37 protein-coding genes and 1 pseudogene are annotated in these 24,311 nt (G+C 40.6%); 1 reads left to right on the top strand and 37 read right to left on the bottom strand.

The window, feature by feature from the left end; genetic code table 11:
* Positions 1-24: 24 nt before the first annotated feature.
* The 6 genes from IPZ59_RS09285 to rpsD form a co-directional block, all read right to left on the bottom strand.
* Positions 25-3,222 (bottom strand): S41 family peptidase, encoded by a 3,198-nt coding sequence (locus tag IPZ59_RS09285; RefSeq protein ID WP_236139570.1) that lies wholly within the window; start codon positions 3,220-3,222, stop codon positions 25-27.
* 275 nt (positions 3,223-3,497) lie between these two features.
* Entirely contained in the window at positions 3,498-4,778 is a 1,281-nt protein-coding gene (gene eno, locus IPZ59_RS09280; RefSeq protein WP_236139569.1) for a phosphopyruvate hydratase, read from the bottom strand.
* Between the two features lie 30 nt (positions 4,779-4,808).
* Positions 4,809-5,906, bottom strand: coding sequence for a glutamine-hydrolyzing carbamoyl-phosphate synthase small subunit (gene carA, locus IPZ59_RS09275; protein ID WP_236139568.1), 1,098 nt, complete (start codon positions 5,904-5,906; stop codon positions 4,809-4,811).
* A gap of 121 nt (positions 5,907-6,027) precedes the next feature.
* Positions 6,028-6,519 (bottom strand): 50S ribosomal protein L17, encoded by a 492-nt coding sequence (rplQ, locus tag IPZ59_RS09270; RefSeq protein ID WP_236139567.1) that lies wholly within the window; start codon positions 6,517-6,519, stop codon positions 6,028-6,030.
* Positions 6,520-6,524: 5 nt separating this feature from the next.
* On the bottom strand, positions 6,525-7,514 hold the full coding sequence (locus IPZ59_RS09265) for a DNA-directed RNA polymerase subunit alpha (protein ID WP_236139566.1): 990 nt from the start codon (positions 7,512-7,514) through the stop codon (positions 6,525-6,527).
* Between the two features lie 31 nt (positions 7,515-7,545).
* The gene (rpsD, locus tag IPZ59_RS09260; protein WP_236139565.1) at positions 7,546-8,151 is read right to left on the bottom strand and encodes a 30S ribosomal protein S4; all 606 of its coding nucleotides are present in this window, start codon (positions 8,149-8,151) and stop codon (positions 7,546-7,548) included.
* Between rpsD and IPZ59_RS20320 the strand changes: the two are divergent.
* Positions 8,085-8,246, top strand: a pseudogene (locus IPZ59_RS20320) (hypothetical protein); the annotation flags it as partial. The gene rpsD and the pseudogene IPZ59_RS20320 overlap by 67 nt on opposite strands.
* Here IPZ59_RS20320 and rpsK read toward each other — a convergent pair.
* The 31 genes from rpsK to IPZ59_RS09105 all read right to left on the bottom strand — a co-directional run bounded on the left by rpsK (position 8,171) and on the right by IPZ59_RS09105 (position 24,259).
* Positions 8,171-8,569 carry a 30S ribosomal protein S11 gene (gene rpsK / locus IPZ59_RS09255; protein ID WP_236139564.1) on the bottom strand — a complete coding sequence of 133 codons (399 nt, stop codon included), beginning with the start codon at positions 8,567-8,569 and terminating at the stop codon, positions 8,171-8,173. The pseudogene IPZ59_RS20320 and the gene rpsK sit on opposite strands and share 76 nt — an antisense overlap.
* Before the next feature lie 15 nt (positions 8,570-8,584).
* Positions 8,585-8,962, bottom strand: coding sequence for a 30S ribosomal protein S13 (gene rpsM / locus IPZ59_RS09250; protein ID WP_236139563.1), 378 nt, complete (start codon positions 8,960-8,962; stop codon positions 8,585-8,587).
* 5 nt (positions 8,963-8,967) lie between these two features.
* Positions 8,968-9,084: a 50S ribosomal protein L36 gene (gene rpmJ / locus IPZ59_RS09245; protein ID WP_014772314.1), complete on the bottom strand. Its 117-nt coding sequence runs from the start codon at positions 9,082-9,084 to the stop codon at positions 8,968-8,970.
* A 6-nt stretch (positions 9,085-9,090) separates the two neighbouring features.
* Positions 9,091-9,309, bottom strand: a complete 219-nt coding sequence (gene infA / locus IPZ59_RS09240) for a translation initiation factor IF-1 (RefSeq protein WP_040480068.1) — start codon at positions 9,307-9,309, stop codon at positions 9,091-9,093.
* Between the two features lie 2 nt (positions 9,310-9,311).
* On the bottom strand, positions 9,312-10,085 hold the full coding sequence (gene map / locus IPZ59_RS09235) for a type I methionyl aminopeptidase (protein ID WP_236139562.1): 774 nt from the start codon (positions 10,083-10,085) through the stop codon (positions 9,312-9,314).
* On the bottom strand, positions 10,082-11,404 hold the full coding sequence (gene secY, locus IPZ59_RS09230) for a preprotein translocase subunit SecY (RefSeq protein ID WP_236139561.1): 1,323 nt from the start codon (positions 11,402-11,404) through the stop codon (positions 10,082-10,084). Before secY ends, map begins: the two co-directional genes overlap by 4 nt.
* A gap of 6 nt (positions 11,405-11,410) precedes the next feature.
* Positions 11,411-11,857 carry a 50S ribosomal protein L15 gene (rplO, locus tag IPZ59_RS09225; RefSeq protein ID WP_236139560.1) on the bottom strand — a complete coding sequence of 149 codons (447 nt, stop codon included), beginning with the start codon at positions 11,855-11,857 and terminating at the stop codon, positions 11,411-11,413.
* Between the two features lies 1 nt (position 11,858).
* A complete protein-coding gene (gene rpmD, locus IPZ59_RS09220; protein WP_236139559.1) occupies positions 11,859-12,038 on the bottom strand; it encodes a 50S ribosomal protein L30 in 180 nt (59 codons plus the stop codon).
* Between the two features lie 5 nt (positions 12,039-12,043).
* On the bottom strand, positions 12,044-12,562 hold the full coding sequence (gene rpsE, locus IPZ59_RS09215) for a 30S ribosomal protein S5 (protein WP_189585992.1): 519 nt from the start codon (positions 12,560-12,562) through the stop codon (positions 12,044-12,046).
* Between the two features lie 5 nt (positions 12,563-12,567).
* Positions 12,568-12,918 carry a 50S ribosomal protein L18 gene (rplR, locus tag IPZ59_RS09210; protein ID WP_236139558.1) on the bottom strand — a complete coding sequence of 117 codons (351 nt, stop codon included), beginning with the start codon at positions 12,916-12,918 and terminating at the stop codon, positions 12,568-12,570.
* A 5-nt stretch (positions 12,919-12,923) separates the two neighbouring features.
* Positions 12,924-13,481, bottom strand: a complete 558-nt coding sequence (rplF, locus tag IPZ59_RS09205) for a 50S ribosomal protein L6 (protein ID WP_236139557.1) — start codon at positions 13,479-13,481, stop codon at positions 12,924-12,926.
* Positions 13,482-13,490: 9 nt separating this feature from the next.
* Positions 13,491-13,886, bottom strand: a complete 396-nt coding sequence (gene rpsH / locus IPZ59_RS09200; protein WP_189585983.1) for a 30S ribosomal protein S8 — start codon at positions 13,884-13,886, stop codon at positions 13,491-13,493.
* 84 nt (positions 13,887-13,970) lie between these two features.
* Positions 13,971-14,240: a 30S ribosomal protein S14 gene (gene rpsN, locus IPZ59_RS09195; protein ID WP_236139556.1), complete on the bottom strand. Its 270-nt coding sequence runs from the start codon at positions 14,238-14,240 to the stop codon at positions 13,971-13,973.
* 4 nt (positions 14,241-14,244) lie between these two features.
* A complete protein-coding gene (rplE, locus tag IPZ59_RS09190; RefSeq protein ID WP_236139555.1) occupies positions 14,245-14,802 on the bottom strand; it encodes a 50S ribosomal protein L5 in 558 nt (185 codons plus the stop codon).
* Positions 14,795-15,139: a 50S ribosomal protein L24 gene (gene rplX, locus IPZ59_RS09185; protein WP_236139554.1), complete on the bottom strand. Its 345-nt coding sequence runs from the start codon at positions 15,137-15,139 to the stop codon at positions 14,795-14,797. The genes rplE and rplX overlap by 8 nt, the downstream gene beginning before the upstream one ends.
* Before the next feature lie 2 nt (positions 15,140-15,141).
* The gene (gene rplN / locus IPZ59_RS09180) at positions 15,142-15,510 is read right to left on the bottom strand and encodes a 50S ribosomal protein L14 (RefSeq protein ID WP_189585973.1); all 369 of its coding nucleotides are present in this window, start codon (positions 15,508-15,510) and stop codon (positions 15,142-15,144) included.
* A gap of 2 nt (positions 15,511-15,512) precedes the next feature.
* Positions 15,513-15,776: a 30S ribosomal protein S17 gene (rpsQ, locus tag IPZ59_RS09175; protein ID WP_236139553.1), complete on the bottom strand. Its 264-nt coding sequence runs from the start codon at positions 15,774-15,776 to the stop codon at positions 15,513-15,515.
* Positions 15,777-15,783: 7 nt separating this feature from the next.
* On the bottom strand, positions 15,784-15,978 hold the full coding sequence (rpmC, locus tag IPZ59_RS09170) for a 50S ribosomal protein L29 (protein ID WP_236139552.1): 195 nt from the start codon (positions 15,976-15,978) through the stop codon (positions 15,784-15,786).
* 8 nt (positions 15,979-15,986) lie between these two features.
* Positions 15,987-16,406: a 50S ribosomal protein L16 gene (gene rplP, locus IPZ59_RS09165; RefSeq protein WP_189585965.1), complete on the bottom strand. Its 420-nt coding sequence runs from the start codon at positions 16,404-16,406 to the stop codon at positions 15,987-15,989.
* A 23-nt stretch (positions 16,407-16,429) separates the two neighbouring features.
* The gene (gene rpsC / locus IPZ59_RS09160; protein ID WP_236139551.1) at positions 16,430-17,170 is read right to left on the bottom strand and encodes a 30S ribosomal protein S3; all 741 of its coding nucleotides are present in this window, start codon (positions 17,168-17,170) and stop codon (positions 16,430-16,432) included.
* Between the two features lie 13 nt (positions 17,171-17,183).
* Complete coding sequence (rplV, locus tag IPZ59_RS09155; protein ID WP_236139550.1) at positions 17,184-17,570, bottom strand: 50S ribosomal protein L22; 387 nt, start codon at positions 17,568-17,570, stop codon at positions 17,184-17,186.
* Between the two features lie 2 nt (positions 17,571-17,572).
* Complete coding sequence (gene rpsS, locus IPZ59_RS09150) at positions 17,573-17,851, bottom strand: 30S ribosomal protein S19 (RefSeq protein WP_009034213.1); 279 nt, start codon at positions 17,849-17,851, stop codon at positions 17,573-17,575.
* A gap of 2 nt (positions 17,852-17,853) precedes the next feature.
* A complete protein-coding gene (gene rplB, locus IPZ59_RS09145) occupies positions 17,854-18,678 on the bottom strand; it encodes a 50S ribosomal protein L2 (RefSeq protein ID WP_236139549.1) in 825 nt (274 codons plus the stop codon).
* Between the two features lie 17 nt (positions 18,679-18,695).
* Positions 18,696-18,983 (bottom strand): 50S ribosomal protein L23, encoded by a 288-nt coding sequence (rplW, locus tag IPZ59_RS09140; protein ID WP_236139548.1) that lies wholly within the window; start codon positions 18,981-18,983, stop codon positions 18,696-18,698.
* Positions 18,984-18,989: 6 nt separating this feature from the next.
* A complete protein-coding gene (rplD, locus tag IPZ59_RS09135; protein WP_236139547.1) occupies positions 18,990-19,616 on the bottom strand; it encodes a 50S ribosomal protein L4 in 627 nt (208 codons plus the stop codon).
* Between the two features lie 4 nt (positions 19,617-19,620).
* Positions 19,621-20,253, bottom strand: coding sequence for a 50S ribosomal protein L3 (rplC, locus tag IPZ59_RS09130; protein WP_236139546.1), 633 nt, complete (start codon positions 20,251-20,253; stop codon positions 19,621-19,623).
* Positions 20,254-20,499: 246 nt separating this feature from the next.
* Entirely contained in the window at positions 20,500-20,805 is a 306-nt protein-coding gene (gene rpsJ, locus IPZ59_RS09125; protein WP_009183381.1) for a 30S ribosomal protein S10, read from the bottom strand.
* Positions 20,806-20,818: 13 nt separating this feature from the next.
* A complete protein-coding gene (fusA, locus tag IPZ59_RS09120) occupies positions 20,819-22,939 on the bottom strand; it encodes an elongation factor G (RefSeq protein ID WP_236139545.1) in 2,121 nt (706 codons plus the stop codon).
* A gap of 6 nt (positions 22,940-22,945) precedes the next feature.
* Complete coding sequence (gene rpsG, locus IPZ59_RS09115; protein ID WP_189585942.1) at positions 22,946-23,413, bottom strand: 30S ribosomal protein S7; 468 nt, start codon at positions 23,411-23,413, stop codon at positions 22,946-22,948.
* Between the two features lie 19 nt (positions 23,414-23,432).
* Positions 23,433-23,840 carry a 30S ribosomal protein S12 gene (rpsL, locus tag IPZ59_RS09110; RefSeq protein WP_189585939.1) on the bottom strand — a complete coding sequence of 136 codons (408 nt, stop codon included), beginning with the start codon at positions 23,838-23,840 and terminating at the stop codon, positions 23,433-23,435.
* A 101-nt stretch (positions 23,841-23,941) separates the two neighbouring features.
* Positions 23,942-24,259 (bottom strand): DUF3467 domain-containing protein, encoded by a 318-nt coding sequence (locus IPZ59_RS09105; RefSeq protein WP_236139544.1) that lies wholly within the window; start codon positions 24,257-24,259, stop codon positions 23,942-23,944.
* Positions 24,260-24,311 lie beyond the last annotated feature (52 nt).

Below are 24,311 nucleotides of genomic sequence, written 5' to 3'. Positions count from 1 at the left end.
ATTTCAACTTTATTTCACCACCTACTACTTTTTTAAAGTCTTTAATAGCTCCTCAACAGCCGCTTCCAATTGTGCATCTTTTCCATAAAGGATTTCCTCAAAAGGAGTGGGCACTTTGATATCAGGCTCTAATTGGAGATTTTCTAAAGGTCTATCCTCTTCAACTCCATAGAATGCAATCATCGGAATACCAAAAACGATTGTTGGATCTATCTGTGTTTCCCACCAAACGGCTGTACTGGTCCCAGGTACTGGCATCCCGATCAATTTACCGATACCTTTAGCACGATAGGCATAAGGGAAAGCATGCGCATCGGAATAATTACTTTCACTCATCAATACCACGGATGGCTTTGCCCACTTATCTCTTGGTTCACCCCCACGGGCAATAAAACCGTAAGGTCTAAACGTTGCGTATGGCTTGCCATCTAAGAAAGTCGATAAGTCCTCGTGCAACCATCCCCCTCCATTGAATCGGGTATCTACAATCAATGCCTCTTTATCTGCATTTCTTCCAAGGACTTCATCGTATACAGTACGGAAACTATTATCATTCATTCCCTGCACATGTACATAGCCCAGTCTGCCATCACTGAGTTTATCCACCATTGCTCGCATAGTCTCCACCCAACGTCGGTAAAGCAGCGCATTTTCCGCTCCCTGAGAGATCGGCTTAACCGTTTCTTCCCATCGCTGCTTAGAGGTTGGGTCTATCATGGACAACAGGACATTGCGATCCGCTTTCCGGTTTAATAGCATATTCCAATCCAAGCTTCCATCGATGGCAACACCATCGACTTTTTCAATTACATGTCCTGCCTTGATTTTGGAACTTGCTCTATCCAAAGGCCCACCTTTGATCACTTCGGTAATCTTCAGCCCATTTTCCTGAGATTTTTCATCGTAAAATAGCCCTAAGGAAGCTGTTTGATCTCCATTTTCGGGTCTAGGAGAATACCTACCCCCTGTATGAGAGCCATTCAACTCTCCCAAAATCTCACTTAAAAGCTCTTGGAAGTCGTAATTATTATTGATATGAGGTAAAAATCGCGCATAGCTCGCTCTATACATATCCCAATCAATTCCGTGAAGTTCAGGATCATAAAACTTCTTTTTCACTTGTCTCCAAGCATGATGGAAAATATACTCCCGCTCAGCTGCGGCATCCAAGACCATTTCCTCATTGATACCAATAGCACTCACCTTCCCACTTGCAGTCTCAATTTTTGACAGCCGTCCATTGGCTAAGACAAACAGATTTTTTCCTTCTTTATCCAATTGAATGCTTCCTGAACCGCTATTTGTTTTGGCCAATGATTTCAGTTCCTTGGTCCGATTATCAAACGCCCATACATCGTAGCGATTTTCAAAGCTCGCCATGAAATACAGCTTGTCCCCATCAGGGGATACATCAAAAGAAGCTAGATTCAAAGAACCGGTAGTCAGGCGAAGACGCCGCTGTTCAATCCCAGAAAAATCGGGATTCCAATTGGTAACTTCCGCAGGCTTATTCTTTTCCTCTCGCTCCTTAAACAAGGTATATTCATCTTTATTCAATCGAAATCTATCGTAGGTAGCCTGATCAAAAAACAATCCATAAATATCCAACTCCCGTGCACCTTGCAAGGCTAAGGGCTTTTTACCGTCCCGATCATTGGCCCAAACAAATGCTTTCCCATTCATGGCAAACTTCCCTTGCCCATCAGAAAAGCCAGAATTGGTCAAATTCACTCCTTCTTTCCCACCAGCAGCATCATACATCACCATATGGCTCGCTCCATAAAGCCCTAAAGAGTTCTTGGCTACAATCCACTTACTGTCTGGACTCCAGGTAAAATCCTGATCTCCGTCTCTGTACGAGAAGTTTTCACCTAAAGGAATGATTTGTCTGGAAGTTTTAGATGCCAAATTGTAAATCATCAAGCGATTTCTCTCCTCCAAATAGGCAATCTCCTTCCCATCAGGAGACACCAAAGGTTGAAATTCATCCTTATCCGTAGCAATAACGGCTTCTTCCTTGATTAATGTAGCCGCGAAAAAGTACGGCTCATCCTCCCGAACAATACGCGCTTGATAAATATCCCAACTTTCTCCCCGCTCAGTAGCAAAAAACAACGTCTTCCCATCAGCACCCCAACTCAACATACGCTCTTGTGCAGGTGTATTGGTCACTCGTTTGGTAAGGTTATTATCAACAGAAGTCACAAATACCTCTCCTCTAAACACAAATGCAATCTCCTTGCCATTTGGAGAAAGAGCCATTTCGGTTGCTCCTCCATTCACAGAGACAATCTTCTGATCCTTACCGCTGAAATCAGCAAATATTTTGATTGCAACACGGCTTGGCTGTCCACCTGGACGAAGGGTGTAAACTCCCCCATCCCAAGAAAAACTCAACACATCTCCCTTGCTTCTAGTCAGATGGCGAACAGGATGATCGTTGAAATTGGTCAATTGCTCTTCTTGCCCATTTGCCAAATTGCGTTTGAATATATTTTGACTTCCATTTTTCTCACTGAGATAGAAAGCAAACTGACCATCAGCGGAAAACAAGGGTTCACGATCCTCTCCTTCAAAATCTGAAATTTGGGTGTATGATTCTTTTGCTAGGTCATAGATCCAAATATCACGGGTGACAGAGGAAGTATGACGCTTTCTCCATTCGTCCTCATATCCTTTTCTGTCCTGAAAGATGATTCGCTCGCCAGTAGGATCGAAGGAAGCTGATTGAAATCCAGCGGTAGATAGTAAGATTGATCTACCCCCATCTACAGGCACTTGGTATAACTTCCCAAAAAGCCCCCTGTTGGGGAAACGTACAGACGAATACAAATCATTTCTCGGAGAGCTAAAAATCACTTCTTTTCCATCAGGAGTAAAATCCCAAGGAAAGTCATTGCCGGAATGAAATGTCAGCCGCTTAGCCTCTCCTCCTTGAGAAGGAATGACAAAAACATCGAAATTTCCAAAGCGATCAGAAGCAAAGGCGATCTGAGAGCCATCCGGACTCCAAACTGGCATGTAATCATGTGCTTCATGCAACGTGAGCGGTAAAGCAGTCCCCCCTTGCGAAGGAACTTTAAACAAATCTCCCTTAAAGCTAAATACAATTTCCTGGCCATCGGGTGAAATAGCCGGATACCGCAACCAAAGCGGTTCCATCTGTGCCATGACAGTGGTCCATAACCCAATCATAAGCATAAACAAGCAAACTTTCCTCATAACATTGTCAAGTAGTTTGCAACTAACTTACAAAAATCAACCGTTCAGTCCTTCAAAAATCCCATCAGCGGTTAAAGGAATGGTTAATTGCGTTTTTCAGTCAAAAAATTAGCTAAATACGATGGCTAATCCAGTATATGTTTTTAAAAAATCTGCACAAAAATCAAATGCAAACAAAAAGAAAGCGGCCCTTTTGGACCGCTTTCCTTAAAAATTAAATCACTGCATTTCTAGTATCCGTTACCAAATGGAAAGGACCTTAGACCTATTTCCTTTTACTTCTTTTGAGGAAATACTGCTGCATCTCCCAACTGCTCTTCAATTCTTAGCAATTGGTTGTATTTGGCCATTCTGTCTGAACGGGACGCAGAACCTGTCTTGATTTGACCACAGTTGGTAGCTACCGCTAGGTCTGCGATGGTATAGTCTTCTGTCTCACCAGATCTATGGGACATTACAGCTGTGAATCCAGCCTTATGGGCCATATTGATCGCATTCAAAGTTTCAGTCAAGGTACCGATCTGATTTACTTTGATCAAAATGGAGTTAGCAGACTTTTCGTTAATGGCTCTTTCCAAGAACTTCACGTTGGTCACCAATAAGTCATCCCCAACAATCTGTACTTTGCCACCGATTTTCTCAGTCAACATCGCCCATCCTTGCCAGTCTTCCTCAGCACATCCATCTTCGATAGAATCGATAGGATACTTTTCAGTTAGCTCAGCAAGGTAAGCAACTTGCTCTTCTCTGCTTCTAACTTTACCGTTTGGACCTTCAAATTTGGAGTAGTCATATTTACCATCTTTATAAAACTCAGAAGCTGCACAGTCCAAAGCTAATGTGATATCATCACCAGGTGTATAGCCCGCATTTTTGATAGCATCTAAGACACAACCCAAGGCTTCTTCTGTACCGCCAGAGAAGTTAGGAGCGAAGCCACCCTCATCACCTACAGCTGTTACAAGGCCTTTATCATGCAAAATTTTCTTTAAGTGATGGAAAATCTCAGCGCCCATACGAATCGCATCAGTAAAACTAGCAGCACCCACAGGACGGATCATAAACTCTTGGAATGCAATAGGTGCATCAGAGTGAGAACCACCATTGATGATATTCATCATTGGTACAGGAAGGGTATTGGCATTTACTCCACCTACGTATCTGTAAAGTGGCTGACCAGCCTCCATAGCGGCAGCCTTGGCCACAGCCAAAGAAACACCTAGAATTGCGTTTGCACCTAGTTTGCTTTTATTAGGTGTACCATCCAATTCAATCATGATCTGATCGATGGTATTTTGTTCAAAAATATCCATCCCTACCAATTCAGGAGCGATCACGTTATTTACATTAGCAACGGCTTTCAATACGCCCTTTCCTAAATATTTTGATTTATCACCATCTCTTAGTTCCACAGCTTCATTGATACCAGTAGAAGCTCCACTGGGAACAGCCGCACGTCCAAAAGCACCTGTTTCAGTAAATACATCTACTTCAACTGTAGGATTTCCTCGGGAGTCTAAGATTTGTCTGGCGTGAATAGATTGAATCAACGTCATAATTGTAATGTTAAAGGTTTAAGAGGATTATTAATTTTTATGCATGTAAGATACAAAATCGTCGAATAAATACCTCGAATCATGAGGACCAGGAGAAGACTCTGGGTGGTATTGAACAGAAAAAGCCGGCTTTCCTTTGACCCGAATCCCAGCTACTGTATGGTCATTCAAATGCACGTGGGTCATTTCTACCACATCACTTTTTTCCACTTCTTCTCTATTGACTACAAAACCATGATTTTGGGAAGTAATCTCACTTTTTCCACTAAGCAAATTTTTGATCGGATGATTCAATCCTCTGTGACCATGGTGCATTTTATAGGTGGAAATCCCACAGGCTTCAGCTAAAATCTGATGCCCAAGACAGATCCCGAAAACAGGCTTACCAGAGTTCAAAATTTGCTTGGTAGTTTGTACTGCGTATTCCATTACTGCTGGATCGCCAGGTCCGTTGGACAAAAAGAAACCATCTGGATTCCAAGCTTGCAATTCCTCAAAAGAAGTCTTCGCAGGAAAAACCTTGCAGTATACACCTCGATCTGCTAGGTTACGGAGAATATTCAACTTGATACCAAAGTCTAAACAAGCAACTTTGATGCTAGCATGTTCATCGCCAAAATAAAAAGGCTCTTTGGTACAAACTTCGGAGGAAAGCTCCAATCCGTTCATGTCAGGAACAAGGTTTAATTGAACCTTAAGTCCTGTCAAATCATCCTCATATTCCGAACTAATCACCGCATTCATGGCGCCTTTAGAACGAAGATGACGTACCAATTTCCTAGTATCGATATCGGCAATACCTGTAATTCCATGCTTGACTAAGTAGTCTTGCAATGAACCATTGGCATCCAATCGGCTAAAAGTTTGAGAAAAACTATTCACCACAATACCAGCGATCGTTGGAGCTGATGATTCTACTTCGGAGTCAATCACACCATAATTACCGATATGTGAGGTGGTCGTGACAACGATTTGACCAGTATAAGAAGGGTCTGTATAGATTTCCTGATACCCAGTCATCCCTGTGTTGAAGCAGATTTCACCACCATTGGTTCCAGGACTACCAATGAGTGTGCCTTTGAAAATAGTCCCATCTGCTAATAGAAGAGTTGCTTTTTGTTGAGTCATGTTGGTTTAAGAACTTGCCAAAGTTACAAATTTTAAAGGATTACCCGGAATAAACCGGACATAAAAAAAGGGATTGAGCAAAAAGCTCAACCCCTCTTTTATGTTAGATTGTCTGCATGAATTATTCAGCTGACTTTTCTTCAGTACTCTCTGTAGTGTCAGTTGCTTCGTTAGAAGCGTCAGCCGCTTTTCCAGAACCTCTTCTACTTCTACGAGTAGTTTTCTTAGCTGGCTTAGCATCTTTCAACATCAATTCGTTGAAGTCAACCATCTCGATGATACACATTTCTGCATTATCACCTAGACGAAAACCAGTTTTGATGATTCTGGTGTAACCACCATTTCTTTCACCAACTTTCTCAACTACTTCACCGAAAAGAGTCTTGATAGCCTCTTTACTTTGAAGGTAGGAGAAAACGATTCTTCTATTGTGTGTAGAATCTTCCTTTGCTCTTGTGATCAAAGGCTCTACATATTTCTTCAATTCCTTTGCCTTGGCAAGCGTGGTGGAAATACGCTTGTGAAGAATCAGGGAAGTAGCCATGTTAGAAAGCATCGCTTTTCTATGGCTGGCAGTCCTGCCAAGGTGGTTAAATTTCTTACCGTGTCTCATGTTATTTATTCTTCATCAAGTTTATACTTAGAAAGATCCATGCCAAAGGTCAACCCTTTTTCTTGAATCAATTGCTCCAGTTCAGCCAAAGACTTCTTACCAAAGTTTCTAAATTTCATCATATCAGAAATTTCTAACTTGGCTAGGTCGCCTAATGTCTTTACATCAGCAGCTTTCAGACAGTTGAATGCTCTTACAGAAAGATCCAAATCGCTCAAAGAAGTCTTCAACAATTTTCTCATGTGTAAGAACTCCTCATCAATAGGCTCAGGGGAATCTGCTCCAGGAGCATCAATCACCATAGTCTGATCAGAGAATAACATGAAATGTTGAATCAAGATTTTAGCAGATTCTTGCAATGCCTTCTCAGGGTGGATAGAACCGTCTGTTGTAACTTCAAGGATTAACTTTTCAAAGTCAGTCTTTTGCTCAACACGGGTATTCTCTACGCTGTACTTTACATTCTTGATAGGTGTAAAGATGGCATCGATTGGAATCACACCAAATACTTGCTCTTTAGGCTTGGATTCTTCAGCAGGAAGATAACCTCTTCCTTTTTCAACTGTCAATTCAATTTCGAAACTTTTAGACTCATCAAGGTGACAAATCACCAATTCAGGGTTCAATACTTCGAAAGAGGTAGTGAACTTGGCGATATCTCCAGCAGTGAAAACAGACTGATTTTTAACTTCTACCGTGATTTTGCCATCGATAGAATCATGTACCTTTTTAAATCTAACTTGTTTTAAATTTAAAATGATATCAGTCACATCTTCAACAACACCCTCAATTGTGGAAAATTCGTGCACAACACCTGGAAGTTTCACAGAAGTGATTGCATAGCCTTCCAAGGAAGATAACAAAATTCTTCTCAAGGCATTACCAATGGTGACCCCATAGCCCTTTTCAAGTGGCTTGAAGGTAAACAAGCCATGAAAATCATCGGCTTTTTCCATTACCACTTTTTCGGGCATTTGAAATGCTAATATGGACATATCAATAGTTCTATTTAAGTCTGAAAGTTTATTATTTAGAGTAAAGTTCGACGATCAACTGCTCCTTGATGTTTTCAGGAATATCTTCCCTCACTGGAACAGAGACAAACTTTCCTGATAATGCTGAGTTATCCCACTCTAACCAAGAAAAACGAGAACTTCCCTTACCCGCTAAGCTGTTTGTAATAGCTTCCAATGACTTGGAACGCTCTCTTACCGAAACAACATCGCCTGGCTTAAGCGTGTATGATGGAATGTTAACCACCTCACCATTTACTAAAATATGCTTGTGAGAAACCAATTGTCTAGCACCTCTTCTGGTAGGAGCAATTCCTAACCTGTAAACGGTGTTATCCAACCTTGATTCCAACAACTGCAACAAGTTTTCACCTGTAATACCACCTTTTCTGGAAGCGATATTAAATAATTTAGCGAATTGTCTTTCCAAAACACCATAAATGTATTTTGCCTTTTGTTTTTCGCCAAGCTGAATAGCGTATTCAGACTGCTTTTTTCTTCTACCTCTACCGTGTTGTCCTGGAGGGTAGTTCTTTTTTTGGAGAGCTTTGCTATATCCTTCGATCGGCTCGCCGAATCTTCTGGCGATTTTTGCCTTTGGACCTGTATATCTTGCCATTGTGTATCTTATTTAATAATTATACTCTTCTACGTTTAGGAGGACGACATCCGTTGTGCGGAAGTGGTGTCACATCAACAATCGTAGTTACATCAAGACCAACATTTTGCAAAGTTCTAATCGCAGACTCCCTACCGGAACCAGGACCCTTTACAAATACTTCAATTTTTCTTAAACCTAAGTCGTAAGCTACCTGTCCGCAGTTTTGAGCGGCCATTTGTGCAGCATAAGGAGTGTTTTTCTTAGAACCTCTGAAACCCATTTTACCGGCAGAAGCCCAAGAAATCACCTGACCAGAGTTGTTAGTAATAGAGATGATGATGTTGTTAAAGGAAGCTCTGATGTGCGCTTGGCCTACGGCTTCTACCTTAACTACTCTCTTTTTACTTTTAGCTTTATCGTTTCTTTTCTGAGCCATAATCTATGTCAAGATTTATTTAGTCGCTTTCTTCTTGTTAGCAACAGTCTTTCTCTTACCTTTTCTTGTTCTTGCGTTATTTTTGGTTTTTTGACCTCTTACTGGAAGACCTTTTCTATGTCTCAAACCTCTGTAACAACCGATATCCATCAATCGCTTGATGTTCAACTGAATTTCGGACTTCAATGCTCCTTCAGTTCTAAATTCCGCAGCAATAATGTTACGGATTGAAGTGGACTCTTCGTCGTTCCACTCGCCAACTTTCTTATCATAAGAAATTTCTGCCTTTTCTAGGATAGCTCTCGCGGAGCTTCTACCGATACCGAAGATATAGGTAAGGCCTATTTCACCACGTTTGTTGTCTGGAATGTCAACACCTGCAATTCTTGCCATAATGATTAACCTTGTCTTTGTTTAAACTTAGGATTCTTCTTGTTGATCACGTAAAGTTTACCGTTTCTTCTGATTACTTTACAATCAACACTTCTCTTCTTGATTGATGCCTTAACTTTCATGATATTTTATTTATATCTGTAAACGATTCTACCTTTTGAAAGATCGTAAGGAGACAGCTCTAATTTCACTTTGTCACCCGGAAGGATCTTGATATAATTCATTCTCATTTTCCCGGAAATATGCGCAATCAATTGATGCCCATTTTCCAGCTCCACTTTAAACATAGCGTTAGATAACGCTTCTATGATTGTTCCATCTTGCTCTATAGATGTTTGCTTAGCCATATTTAGAATTTAATAATTTCTTCTATGTATTGATGAGTCGTCAGAATCTCGGTCCTATCCTCAAATATCGCTACGGTGTGCTCAAAATGTGCAGAAGGCTTTCTATCAGCTGTTCTAATCGTCCATCCGTCCCGTTCTTGTACAATATTCCGTGTACCTAAATTAATCATGGGCTCGATCGCAATCACTAGTCCATCTTTCAATGTTGGACCACTACCTCTCTTTCCATAATTAGGAACCTCAGGAGCTTCATGAAGATTTTTACCAAGTCCATGACCAACAAGCTCACGAACAACCGTATAACCTTTGGATTCTACAAACTTTTGAATGGCATGACCAATGTCTCCAATCCGATTTCCTAAAACAGCCTTTTCAATCCCTAGATAAAGTGACTCTCGGGTGACTTTGAGCAATGACAAAACAGCAGGGGAAACTTCACCGACAGGGTAAGTATAAGCGCAATCGCTATGAAAACCTTGGTGAAAGACTCCACAATCTACTGAGATTATATCGCCATCTTTCAAAACATATTCACTGGGAAAACCATGAACTACGACCTCATTGACCGAGATACATAAAGTCCCTGGGAACCCGTTATAACCTTTGAAGGAAGGTACACCAGCATTATCTCTAATGTACTCTTCCGCAATTTTATCTAGATAAGAGGTCTTTACCCCTTCCTTTATACACTTGGCGACTTCGCCGTGAGCTTTTCCTAATATTTGAGCACTTTCTTTGATTAACTGGACTTCGTCTAAAGTCTTGTAGTGAATCATAGTGCAGCGGCGTAATTTGAAGGGTTGTTTTTCATATTCCCACTCTTCATCATACCCTCGTAGTGTCTCATCAATAGGTAACTTTCAATTTGTCTCAATGTATCCATGATAACACCTACCATGATCAAAAGAGAAGTACCACCATAGAACTGAGCAAACTCTCCTCCAACACCTGCAATAATCGCAAACGCAGGGAGAATGGCAACTACAGATAATAATATAGATCCAGGCAGCGTAATTCTAGAAATAATGTTATCAATAAAATCAGCGGTAGGAGCCCCCGGCTTAATGCCTGGTACAAATCCACCATTTCTTTTCAAATCTTCAGAAATCTGCTCCGGATTGACCGTGATAGCAGTGTAGAAGAATGTGAAGAGAATGATCATGATAGCAAATACAAGGTTGTACTGCCAAGAGGTGAAATCACTGAATGTACTTCCAATATAATTGGCAATATCATTGTCCGCTGACCATATTTGAGCAATCAATGCTGGTAAAAACATCAAAGACTGAGCAAAGATAATCGGCATTACACCAGAAGCATTTACCTTGATAGGGATATACTGACGCTGACCGCCATAGACTTTACCACCCACAACCTGTTTTGCATACTGCACAGGAATTCTACGAGTAGCTTCCGTCAAAGCAACCGTTCCAAGTACAACGAAGAACAAGACAGCAGCTTCTAACAATAATAGTAACATCCCTGAAGTACCTTTAGAAAGTACCTCAGCAATAATCGCACCTGGGAATCGAGAGATGATTCCAATCATGATCAACATGGAAATACCATTACCGATACCTTTCTCCGTGATCTTTTCACCAATCCACATACAGAACATAGTACCAGCCGAAAGCAATACCAATGAACTAAACATGAATAACGTAGTGTCAACCATTACCGCGCCAGTTGGAAGGATAGTAGCTGTAATATAGCCGATACCCTGAGCAACTGTGATTGCAATTGTCAATACACGAGTGATTTGATTGATTCTTTTTCTCCCTGACTCTCCCTCTTTCTGTAATTTTTGAAAATATGGAACACCAACAGTTAATAACTGCAACACAATGGAAGCAGATATGTATGGCATGATCCCTAGACCAAAGATGGATGCATTACTAAATGCACCTCCTAGGAAAGTATCGATCAAACCAAATATACCTTCTGGAGCATCACCCAACTTAGAAGGGTCCACACCTGGTAAAACGATGAAAGAACCCAATCTGAATACAATCAGTAAACCGATTGTATTCATAATTCGGATTCTTAAATCTTCAATAGAAAAGATATTCTTAACTGTTGAGATGAACTTTTTCATTTAATCTTAAATCTTATTTACCGTTCCGCCTACTTTTTCAATAGCTTCAACAGCGGAAGCAGAGAATGAGTGAGCACTAACATTTAATTTGGCCGTAAGTTCGCCTCTACCTAACACTTTTACAACATCTTTTTTAGAAACTAATCCATGCTCTATTAAAGTGTCGAAAGAAATGGTGTCCAAGTTGAATTGAGAAGCCAATTCTTGCAGCGTAGAAAGGTTGATTGGTTTAGAGTAAACTTTGTTTAAGCTCTTAAACCCAAACTTAGGAACACGTCTCTGAAGAGGCATTTGACCACCTTCAAATCCAAGCTTGGTCTTATAACCAGATCTTGATTTTGCTCCCTTATGACCTCTTGTAGAAGTACCTCCTCTACCAGAACCTGTACCACGACCGATTCTCTTTCGGGATTTTACAGAACCCTCAGCAGGTTTTAGTGTATGTAGTTTCATATTAAGCTTCCTCCACTTTTACAAGGTGACTAACTTTATTGATCATACCATTGATAGCAGGATTGGATTCTACTACTACAGACCTATTGATTTTACCAAGACCAAGCGCAATGATAGTAGCTTTTTGGTCTTTTGGTCTTTTGATGGTACTTTTAATTTGTGTGATTTTTACCTTCGTCATTTCTCTTAGCCGTTAAATACTTTTGACATTTTAACACCTCTCTGCTGAGAAACGCTGATAGCATCTCTTAATTGTACCAGGGCATCAATAGTTGCCTTTACCACGTTATGTGGATTGGAAGATCCTTTAGACTTCGCCAATACGTCAGTAACGCCGGCAGATTCCAATACAGCACGCATCGCACCACCAGCAATAACACCGGTACCTGCAGCAGCTGGCTTGATCAATACAAAACCGCCACCGAATTTACCAAGTTGCTCGTGAGGAATAGTACCTTTCAATACCGGTACTCTCACCAAGTTTTTCTTAGCATCTTCAATTCCTTTAGTGATTGCATCTGTAACTTCATTGGCTTTTCCTAGGCCGTAACCTACTACGCCATTTCCGTCACCTACTACCACAATAGCAGAGAAAGAAAATCTACGACCACCCTTTACTACTTTCGCAACTCGGTTGATCGCTACTACTTTTTCTTTTAACTCAGTATCTGTTGCCCTAATGGGTTTTCTTCTTAGTTGAGACATAATTATTAGAATTTAAGGCCACCTTCTCTAGCACCGTCGGCTAAAGCTTTAACGTTACCATGATACAAATAGCCGCTTCTGTCGAATACTACTTCCGAAACACCCTTTTCTACAGCTCTTTCAGCTAGTTTTTTACCAACTTCTTTAGAAACTGATACATTGGCATTCTTAACGGAACCAAGTTCTTTGGAAGACGCCTGAGCAAGTGTATGACCTTTCAAATCATCCACTAATTGCGCGTAAATACCAGTATTGCTTTTAAATACTGACAAACGAGGTCTTGAATCTGTACCGTTGATTTTTCTACGAATACTTTTCTTGATTCTAAGTCTTCTGAAATTCTTATTAAAAGCCATCTTAATTATTTTTTACCAGCAGTTTTACCAGCCTTACGTCTTACAATTTCACCTACGAAGCGTACACCTTTACCTTTGTAAGGTTCTACCTTACGCAAGGATCTGATCTTTGCAGCTATTTGACCTACTAATTCTTTATCGATACCTTCCAAAGTTACCAAAGGGTTTTTACCCTTAGGAGTTTCAGTAGTCAGTTTAATTGACTCCGGCAACGCAAAGAAAATACTGTGGGAATAACCAAGAGAAAGTTCTAGAACTTGTCCCTGATTAGATGCCTTGTAACCTACACCGACCAATTCCATTTCTTTTTTGTATCCATCGGATACACCAACAACCATGTTGTTGATTAAAGAACGGTACAATCCGTGTAAAGACTTATGTCTTTTGGAATCCGTTGGTCTCTCTACAAGCAATTCATTGCCTTCAACCTTCACGGTAATATCGGGATTCACATCCCTAACTAGCGTACCTTTGGGACCTTTAACAGTGACAGTATTATGTGCTGACACGTCTACAGTAACACCCGCAGGTAGATTTATTGGTTTTTTACCTATTCTTGACATGACGGTTTATTAATATACGTAGCAAAGTACTTCTCCACCGATACCCTCTACACGGGCCTCTTTATCGGTCATTACACCCTTAGATGTGGACAGGATTGCAATACCTAAGCCGTTGATGACTCTTGGTAGATCTCCATGTTTCACATACTTTCTCAAACCTGGCTTACTAATTCTAGAAAGACTGACGATGGCGTTTTGCTTGGTGGCAGGATTGTATTTCAAAGCTATTTTGATAGTTCCTTGAGGACCATTCTCCTCGAACTTGTAGTTTTGAATATAACCTTTGTCAAACAAGACCTTGGTCATTTCTTTTTTAATGTTAGAAGCAGGTATCTCAACTATTCGATGAGACGCCTTTATGGCGTTTCTCAATCTTGTTAGATAATCAGCTATTGGATCAGTCATAATTATATAAGTCTAACTGCACGTTCCCAAACGGGCGTGCAAAGTTACACAATGATTTTCAGAATAAAAACAGTTACCTGTTTTTTACCAGCTAGATTTGGTTACACCAGGAATTTTACCAGCAGAAGCCATTTCTCTAAAAGTAACCCTATTGACACCAAACTTCCTCATGTATCCTTTCGGACGACCGGTTAATTTACATCTGTTGTGCAGTCTCACCGGGGATGAATTTTTTGGAAGTTTATCCAATGCTTCATAATCACCAGCAGCTTTCAGTTCTGCTCTTTTCTTAGCAAACTTGGCTACAAGATGTTCTCTTTTTCTCTCACGAGCTTTTAATGACTCTCTTGCCATATTCTTATTGATTATTTTTGTTAACGAAAGGCATACCGAAAGCTTTCAATAAAGCATAGCTTTCTTCATCAGTTGCAGCAGTTGTCACGAAAGTGATGTCCATACCGGAAATCCTGTTAACTTTCTCAATGCTGATTTCAGGGAAAATGATCTGCTCGGTTACACCCAAGGTATAGTTACCTCTTCCGTCAAAACCTTTATCGCTGATACCTTTGAAATCTCTCACACGAGGAAGAGCAACAGTCATCAATCTGTCTAAGAATTCGTACATTTTGTTACCTCTAAGAGTAACTTTTGCACCAATTGGCATTCCTTCTCTCAACTTGAAGTTGGATACAGAAGTTTTCGCCTTTGTAGCTACAGCTCTCTGACCAGTGATTAAGCCAAGCTCTTCTACACCTTGATCAACCAATTTTTTATCAGCTACCGCTGCACCGATACCCTTATTAACAACAATTTTTGTCAATTTAGGGACCTGCATCACTGACTTATATTGAAACTTCTCCTTAAGCGCTGGAGCAATTTCAGTCAAATATCTATCTTTTACTCTAGGCTTAGCCATTGATCACCTCCCCTGTTTTTTTGGAATACCTTACCAATTTACCTTGCTCATTTCTTTTTCTACCTGTTTTGGTAGCTTCACCCGTCTTAGGATCTACAAGCATAAGGTTACTAATGTGAATAGGAGCTTCTTTTTTCTCGATTCCTCCTTGAGGATTGGAAGCAGTTGGTTTAACATGTTTTGTTACCATGTTAAGACCTTCTACGATAGCCCTTCTTTTTTCAAGATCAACAGACAATATCTTGCCTGTTTTGCCTTTATCATCGCCTGACAATACCTTTACGACATCGTCTCTTCTGATATGTAGCTTTGGCTGTTTGTTAAATTTTCTTTCCATGATTACAATACTTCTGGGGCTAAAGATACAATCTTCATATACTGCTTATCTCTCAACTCTCTTGCAACAGGACCGAAAATACGGCTACCTCTTGGCTCGTTGTTGTTGTTCAACAATACAGCTGCATTATCTTCGAATCTGATGTAAGAACCGTCTTTACGTCTGATTTCTTTCTTCGTTCTCACGATAACCGCTTTAGAAACGGTACCTTTTTTCATGTTGCTGGAAGAAAGAGCAGATTTAACTGTTACTACAACTTTGTCTCCGATGGAAGCATACCTTTTCTTGGTACCACCCAACACGCGGATTACGAGCACCTCTTTGGCACCGGAATTATCCGCCACGCTTAGTCTGGATTCTTGCTGTATCATGATTACTTAGCCCTTTCTATAATTTCTACTAATCTCCAACGCTTGTTTTTACTCAGCGGACGAGTTTCGCTAATTTTGACAACATCGCCTTCTCTAGCATCATTTGTCTCGTCATGAACCATAAATTTGGTAGTCTTGGCAACAAACTTGCCGTAGATTGGGTGTTTTACCTTTCTCTCTACGGCAACTGTAATGGATTTATCCATCTTGTTGCTGACTACTTTGCCAATTCTCTCTTTACGTAGATTTCTCTCAGTAGTAGCCATCTTTTTCTTATTTAGCTCTTTGTTTTTCTGTCAAGATCGTTTGTAGTCTCGCGATAAAACGTCTTGATTCCCTAATTTTATTTGGATTCTCAATAGGAGAAATAGCATGAGCGAAGTTTAACTTAGTTAAATTTTGCTGCTCAGCGGCTATACGCTCGATGATTTCACTTTCGGAAAGTGATCTGATTTCTGAGTTTTTCATAGTGTTTATTATCCTACGTAATCTCTACGTACAATGAAATTCGTACTAACAGGAAGTTTTTGCTGTGCCAATCTCAAGGCCTCTTTTGCCACTTCCAAGCTTACGCCAGTAGCTTCAAAAAGGATTGTTCCTGGCTTGATTACTGCTACCCAGTATTCAGGAGCACCTTTACCTTTACCCATACGTACTTCAGCAGGCTTCTTAGTGATTGGTTTGTCAGGGAAAATTCTGATCCAAACCTGACCTTCTCTCTTCATTGCTCTTGTCATAGCAATACGAGCGGCCTCAATCTGACGGGAAGTTATCCAACCTGCCTCTAGGGACTTGATACCAAAGTTACCGAAAGAGAGTGTGTGTCCTCTCTGAGCGATCCCTTTGATCCTGCCCTTATGCATTTTTCTATATTTTGTTCTTTTAGGCTGTAACATGATTTCTCACTAATGGTGATAAATTAGTTATTTCTCTTTCTTCTCTTTGGTCCGCCTTCTCTGCGCTTTCCTCTGTTGGCTTGATTACCAGCATTAGATTTGCTCTCAGCAGCACCAATATTTGGAGAAAGGTCTCTCTTTCCGTACACTTCACCTTTGAAGATCCATACTTTGATACCAATGATACCATAGACAGTCAAGGCTTCAGAAACTGCATAATCAATGTCAGCTCTCAATGTATGCAAAGGAATTCTTCCTTCTTTGTACATTTCAGAACGTGCCATCTCAGCACCACCCAATCTACCGGAAAGTTTGATTTTGATACCTTCAGCTCCCACTCTCATGGTTGCAGCAATGGATTGTTTCATTGCTCTTCTAAAGGAAATTCTAGCTTGTAATTGCTGAGCAATTGACTCACCTACCAACTTCGCATCCAATTCAGGACGCTTAATTTCAAAGATGTTGATTTGTACATCCTTGTTGGTAAGTTTTTTCAACTCCTCCTTCAATTTATCAACTTCAGCACCACCTTTACCGATTACCACTCCTGGTCTTGCCGTGTGGATCGTCAATGTGATTCTCTTCAAAGTTCTTTCGATGATAACTTTTGAGATACCTCCTTTTGGAATTCTAGCGTTGACGTATTTCCTGATTTGCTGATCTTCATACAGCTTCTCAGCAAAATCTTTGCCACCGTACCAGTTAGAGTCCCATCCCTTGATTACACCAAGTCTAAAACCAATTGGGTTGATTTTTTGTCCCATAGTCTGATTTTAATTAGTTGTTTTCTGTTGTTTCTACTTCATCAGCGGTAACACCTGCATCGACTGCGTCAACAATCAAGGTTACATGATTTGATCTTTTACGGATTCTGTGAGCTCTTCCTTGAGGAGCAGGTCTCAGTCTTTTCAACATACGACCTTCGTCAACAAAAATAGTTTTCACATATAAATCTGCATCTTCCAGCTTTACATCTGGGTTTTTCGCTTGCCAGTTGGCTACAGCAGAAAGAAGAAGCTTCTCTAACTTAATGGAACCGTGGTTCGGAGTAAACTTCAATATGCTGAGTGCATGTCCTACTCTTTTACCTCTCACGAGGTCAGCTACCAAACGCATTTTGCGTGGAGAAGTAGGAACGTTGTTTAATCTTGCTATTGCTTCCATGATTATCTCTTTCCTTTATCTTTTTTGGCGATGTGACCTCTGAAGTTTCTGGTAGGTGCAAATTCTCCTAGCTTATGTCCAACCATGTTGTCAGTCACAAAAACAGGAATGAATTTGTTTCCATTATGCACAGCAAAGGTGTGGCCTACGAAATCTGGGGAGATCATTGATCTTCTGGACCATGTTTTAATCACAGACTTTTTCCCTGATTCGTTCATGACATCCACTTTCTTAGCCAAATGGTGCTCTATATAAGGACCCTTTTTTAATGAACGTGCCATAATTATTTCGTACGTCTACTGATAATGAATTTATTTGAATACTTCTTAGGTGATCTAGTTTTCTTACCTTTTGCAAGTAAGCCTTTTCTAGATCTTGGGTGTCCACCGGATGAACGGCCCTCACCACCACCCATAGGGTGATCAACAGGGTTCATCGCCACACCTCTGGTTCTAGGTCTTCTTCCCAACCAACGGTTTCTACCAGCTTTACCTAACCTAACATTCATATGGTCAGCATTGGATACAGTACCTACTGTAGCCAAACACGCACCAAGGATTAATCTCATTTCGCCAGATGGTAATTTTACAGTTACGTACTTACCTTCTCTCGCTACAATCTGAGCATAGCCGCCCGCACTTCGTGCCAAAGCGCCACCTTTTCCTGGCTTAAGTTCGATGTTGTGAACAATTGTACCTAAAGGCATATTGGTCATGTGCATCGCATTACCCACTTCTGGAGCAACACTCTCACCGGAAATCACTGTTTGTCCAACTTGCAAACCTTCCGGGGCAATAATGTAGGTTTTAGTACCATCTGTGTAGAACAATAAGGCAATTCGCGCAGATCTGTTAGGATCGTACTCAATTGTCTTCACTACAGCAGGGATACCAAATTTGTTACGCTTAAAATCAATGATTCTAAGTCTTCTCTTGTGACCACCACCGATATAGCGATTGGTCATTTTACCTGCATTATTTCTACCACCTGTTTTTTTCAACGGGGCCAATAAAGACTTCTCTGGCTTTGATGCAGTAATTTCATCAAATACAGGAGCAACTCTAAATCTTGTACCCGGCGTAACAGGCTTTAATTTTCTAACTGCCATTGTTATCTATGATTCAATTAAATTTCTCCGTAAAAATCGATCACTTCACCTTCAGCAATCTTCACAATAGCCTTTTTGAATGGCTTGGAAAATCCTGAAACTATTTTAGTTTTGGTGTAACGGGTCTTTGGCTTTCCTGGCATTCTCAAGGTACGAATATCCTCTACCTTCACACCGTACATTTTCTCGATGGCTGCTTTAATTTCTGGCTTAGTAGCTGTTTTCTCAACTACAAATCCATAAACGCCTTTTTCGTTCATGGCAGAAATCTTCTCCGTAATCAAAGGTCTCTTTAATATCTGCATGACTTCTTACGATAAAATGGTTTCTAATTTACTTACAGCGCCTTCGCACAATACCAAGCTGTCAGCATTCAACAACTCATATGTATTCAAAGAATCAACCGTTACCACTTTCGCCTTTGCAAGGTTTCTGCTGGACAAGTACACATTCTTATTTACTTCAGGAAGAACTAACAAGGACTTCTTATCAGTAAGTGCAAGACCATTCAAGAAAGAGATGTAGTTTTTAGTCTTAGGAGAATCAAAACTGATGCTCTCCAATACTACTAAGCTGTTCTCTTTAACTTTATATGACAAAGCAGACTTACGAGCCAATTGCTTCAATTTCTTATTCAACTTGAAAGAGTAATCTCTTGGCTTAGGACCAAAAACTCTACCTCCTCCTCTGAACAATGGAGATTTAATTGAACCCGCTCTGGCACCACCGGTACCTTTTTGCTTTTTGATTTTCTTGGTTGAACCAGCGATCTCGTTTCTTTCCTTAGATTTGTGAGTACCCTGTCTCTGGTTAGCCAAAAATTGTTTGACATCTAGGTAGATCGCGTGATCGTTTGGCTCTATTGCAAAAACCTCGTCTGATAGCGTGATTTTTCTACCTGTATCTTCGCCGTTATGTTTTAATACTGCTAATTCCATTTTCTTACTTCTCTAGAATAACGAAAGAATTTTTTGGACCAGGAACAGAACCACTCACAAGTAGCAAGTTCTTCTCAGGATAGATTTTTAGGACCTTTAGGTTGACAACTTTCACTCTGTCACCACCAGTTCTACCTGCCATTCTCATACCTTTAAATACTCTTGAAGGCCAAGAACAAGCACCAATAGATCCAGGGTGTCTTTGTCTGTTGTGCTGACCGTGAGTTTGACCACCCACACCAGCAAATCCATGCCTTTTCACAACACCTTGAAAACCTTTACCTTTGGAAGTTCCGATCGCATCTACGAAGTCACCTTCTACGAATACCTGACCAGCTTCTACGGTTTTTCCAAGATCAACCTGACCTTCGAATTCGACTCTAAAGTCTCTGAATTCAACAACTTTCTGCTTTGGCGTGGTGCCGGCCTTTTTAAAGTGCCCCATCAATGGCTTAGGAGTGTTTTTCTCCTTACGCTCACCGAATGCCAATTGAACAGCGTTGTACCCGTCTGTTTCAACATTTTTTACTTGCGTCACTACGCAAGGACCAGCTTCTATTAACGTGCATGCGACATTACGTCCATCGGCACTGAAAATACTAGTCATTCCTACTTTTTTACCTATTATTCCAGACATCTTCTGTTATATAATAAACTTGAAACCCAATTGCTTACGCAGATGGGCCCTTTTTAAGGACTGCAAAGTTATCAATTTAATTTCACCATGCAAAACCCAACTTCAATATTTTCAATTATTTACCAAAATAAATTTGGCGAAAGCTCCATAAGCTAACTTCTCTCCAAAAATCGCCCCTTCAAACATATAAAAAATAAAACCTGCAACGAAAACGCTGCAGGTTTCAGTATGGGAGTGAATGATCCGTCAGACTTTGATTTCTACATCAACTCCACTTGGAAGCTCGATCTTCATCAAAGCATCCACTGTCTTTGAGCTGTTGCTGTAGATGTCTACCAAGCGCTTGTAAGTACAAAGCTGATATTGATCTCTCGCTTTCTTGTTTACGTGAGGAGATTTCAACACAGTGAATTTCTCCTTCTTTGTAGGCAATGGAATTGGCCCCACCACAATAGCACCAGTAGCTTTTACCGCCTTTACGATCTTCTCTGATGACTTATCCACCAAGCTGTGATCGTATGATTTTAGTTTTATTCTGATTTTCTGATTCATTTTCTTTCAGGATTTAGGCTTTTTCACCTTTTACTTTCGCAATCACTTGTTCAGCGATATTGGTTGGAACTGGCTCGTAGTGAGAGAACGTCAAAGACGCTGTTGCTCTACCAGAAGAGATCGTTCTCAAGTCAGTTACATAACCGAACAATTCAGATAATGGAACACTTGCCTTTACTACTGTAGAAGAACCTTTGGTATCCATACCTTTCATCAAACCTCTTCTTCTGTTCAAGTCACCCGTGATAGGTCCAGTGTACTCATCTGGTGTTACTACGTCTACGGCCATGATTGGCTCCAACAATTGTGGTCTACACTTCTTAGCAGCTTCCTTGAAACCAATTCTTGCAGCTAATTCAAAAGACAATGCATCGGAGTCAACGTCATGGTAAGAACCGTGGAACAATCGTACTTTCATAGACTCGATTGGGTAACCTGCCAAAGGACCGTTCTTCATAGCTTCTGTGAAACCTTTCTGAACTGGAGCGATGAATTCTTTTGGAATCACACCACCCACGATACCGTTTACGAAATCCAACCCTTGTTTGATCTCACCAGTTTCTGGATCTGGATCCTTAGGTCCTAATTCGAACACGATATCAGCAAACTTACCTTTACCACCTGTCTGCTTCTTATACACTTCTTTGTGTTCAACTGAACCAAATAAAGCTTCTTTATAAGCAACCTGAGGAGCACCTTGGTTGATTTCAACCTTAAATTCTCTCTTCAGACGGTCAATGATGATTTCAAGGTGAAGTTCACCCATACCTCTCAAGATAGTCTGACCAGTTTCATGATCAGTATTCACTTGAAGTGTTGGATCTTCTTCTACCAATTTTGCGATCGCCATACCCAATTTATCAACATCTGCTTGAGTTTTAGGCTCAATAGCATATCCGATAACCGGCTCAGGGAATACCATTGACTCCAATACTACTTTACGCTTTTCGTCGCATAGGGTATCACCAGTCTTGATATCTTTGAAACCAACTACTGCACCGATATCTCCAGCTTGTAGTCTTGGGATTTGGTTTTGCTTATTAGCATGCATTTGGAATACGCGGGAAATACGTTCCTTATTGCCTGAACGGCTATTGAATACGTATGAACCAGATTCCAATACACCTGAATAGGCTCTTACGAAACACAATCTACCCACAAATGGATCAGTTGCAATTTTGAAAGCCAAGCCAGCAAATGGCTCTTTTTCGTCAGGTCCAATTTTTACTTCTTTTTCTTCATTGTCAAGTTCATGAGCAATGATTTCGTCCTTATCCAGTGGAGAAGGCAATAATTCCATTACCAAATCCAACATGGTCTGTACACCTTTATTTTTGAAAGATGAACCACAAACCATAGGAACGATTTTCATTTGGATAGTAGCTTCACGAAGAGCAGCTAAGATTTCAGCCTCTGTGATTGAATCTGGATCTTCGAAGTATTTCTCCATCAAAGACTCATCAAACTCAGCAACTGATTCCAACAAATGCTCTCTCCACTGTGCTACTTCTTCCACCATATCCTCAGGCATAGGAATCACTTCATAAGTCATCCCCATATCTGCCTCATTCCAAGTGATCGCACGGTTGTTGATCAAGTCAACTACCCCTTTGAACTTGTCTTCGGCACCGATAGGAAGCTGCAAAGGAACAGCATGACTTCCTAACATTTCTTTTACTTGTTTACAAACTTCAAGGAAGTTAGCACCGGATCTATCCATTTTGTTAACGAAACCGATACGGGCTACTTTATAGTTATCAGCTAGTCTCCAGTTAGTCTCAGACTGTGGTTCCACACCATCAACTGCACTGAAAAGGAACACCAAACCATCTAAGATTCTCAAAGATCTGTTAACTTCTACCGTGAAGTCAACGTGTCCAGGAGTATCGATGATGTTGATTTGATATTTATTATCTCTGTAATTCCAAAAAACTGTGGTAGCAGCAGAAGTAATGGTAATACCTCTTTCTTGCTCTTGGGCCATCCAGTCCATGGTAGCTGCTCCGTCGTGTACTTCACCGATTTTATGGCTGACGCCGGAGTAAAAAAGGATACGTTCAGTGGTCGTGGTCTTACCTGCATCAATGTGCGCAGCAATACCAATATTCCTAGTATATTTTAAATCTCTTGACATTACCTATTAAAATCTAAAGTGTGAGAATGCTTTATTGGCTTCAGCCATTCTGTGTGTATCATCTTTCTTCTTAACAGCCGCACCTTCACCTTTGGATGCGGAGATGATTTCACCTGCTAATCTATCCATCATAGTCTTCTCACCCCTTTTTCTGGCATAATTGATCATCCATTTAATACCTAGGGACAATTTTCTTTCAGGTCTAACTTCCATTGGGACCTGGAACGTAGCACCACCAACTCTACGACTCTTCACCTCTACGGCTGGAGTGATATTGTTAAGCGCTTTTTTCCAAACCTCAAGACCGTTCTCACCTACTTTTTGTTCAACCTTCTCGATTGCATCGTAGAAGATTTTGTAAGCAATACTCTTCTTACCATCTACCATTAGACAGTTAACGAACTTTGTTACCAAAGTATCATTGAACTTCGGATCAGGAAGAATATATCTCTTCTTTGGTTTCGCTTTTCTCATTTCTTTGTAATGTTATTAATTATTTCTTTTTGCCTGTTGCAGCAGCTGGAGCTCCTGGCTTAGGTCTTTTAGCACCGTACTTGGAGCGACCTTGCTTACGGTCTTTTACTCCTGCAGTATCCAATGCACCTCTGATAATGTGGTAACGTACACCTGGTAGATCCTTTACACGACCACCTCTGATCAATACGATCGAGTGCTCTTGCAAATTGTGACCCTCTCCTGGAATGTAGGCATTCACCTCTTTACCATTCGTCAATCTAACCCTGGCCACTTTTCTCATCGCTGAGTTTGGCTTCTTCGGGGTGGTAGTGTACACTCTGGTACATACACCACGTCTTTGAGGACATGCATCCAAAGCTTTTGACTTGGATTTGGTCTCTAGGACGTTTCTACCTTTTCTTACTAACTGTTGTATAGTAGGCATTAACTGATAGATTTATAAATACTTCCTTTAAACTTGTAAATTTTGGACTGCAAAGGTAGGGAAATCGGTAAAACAAACAAAATTAAGCTGTTATATTTTTATTAAGCCTCGCCAAAGTTTCCCCCAAAATTCATCGGGAATCCCGGTGCTTCCTGTCCTGTAGGGATCTTCCCGAATGCTTCCTCGTACTTGGCAATATTGTCCTTCAAGGCTGCTAGCAATCTTTTAGCATGATCGGGGGTCATAATAATGCGTGATTTCACCTTGGCTTTAGGCACACCTGGCATCAGACGGATAAAATCAATAACAAATTCTGAATTGGAATGGGCAATCATGGCTAAGTTGGAGTAAATACCCTCAGCCACCTCTTCTGTCAATTCCACATCTATTTGTTGATTCGGTTGATTATTTTGGTCCATATCATATAAGGATTAAAAAAGGCCTGTACGTGAATACAGGCCTTTCAATAAT

The sequence above is a fragment of the Mongoliitalea daihaiensis genome, assembly GCF_021596945.1.
In the GTDB taxonomy this organism is placed as follows: domain Bacteria; phylum Bacteroidota; class Bacteroidia; order Cytophagales; family Cyclobacteriaceae; genus Mongoliitalea; species Mongoliitalea daihaiensis.
The sequence above is the reverse complement of the archived record's forward strand: the minus strand, read 5'-3'. Positions and strand labels throughout refer to the sequence as shown.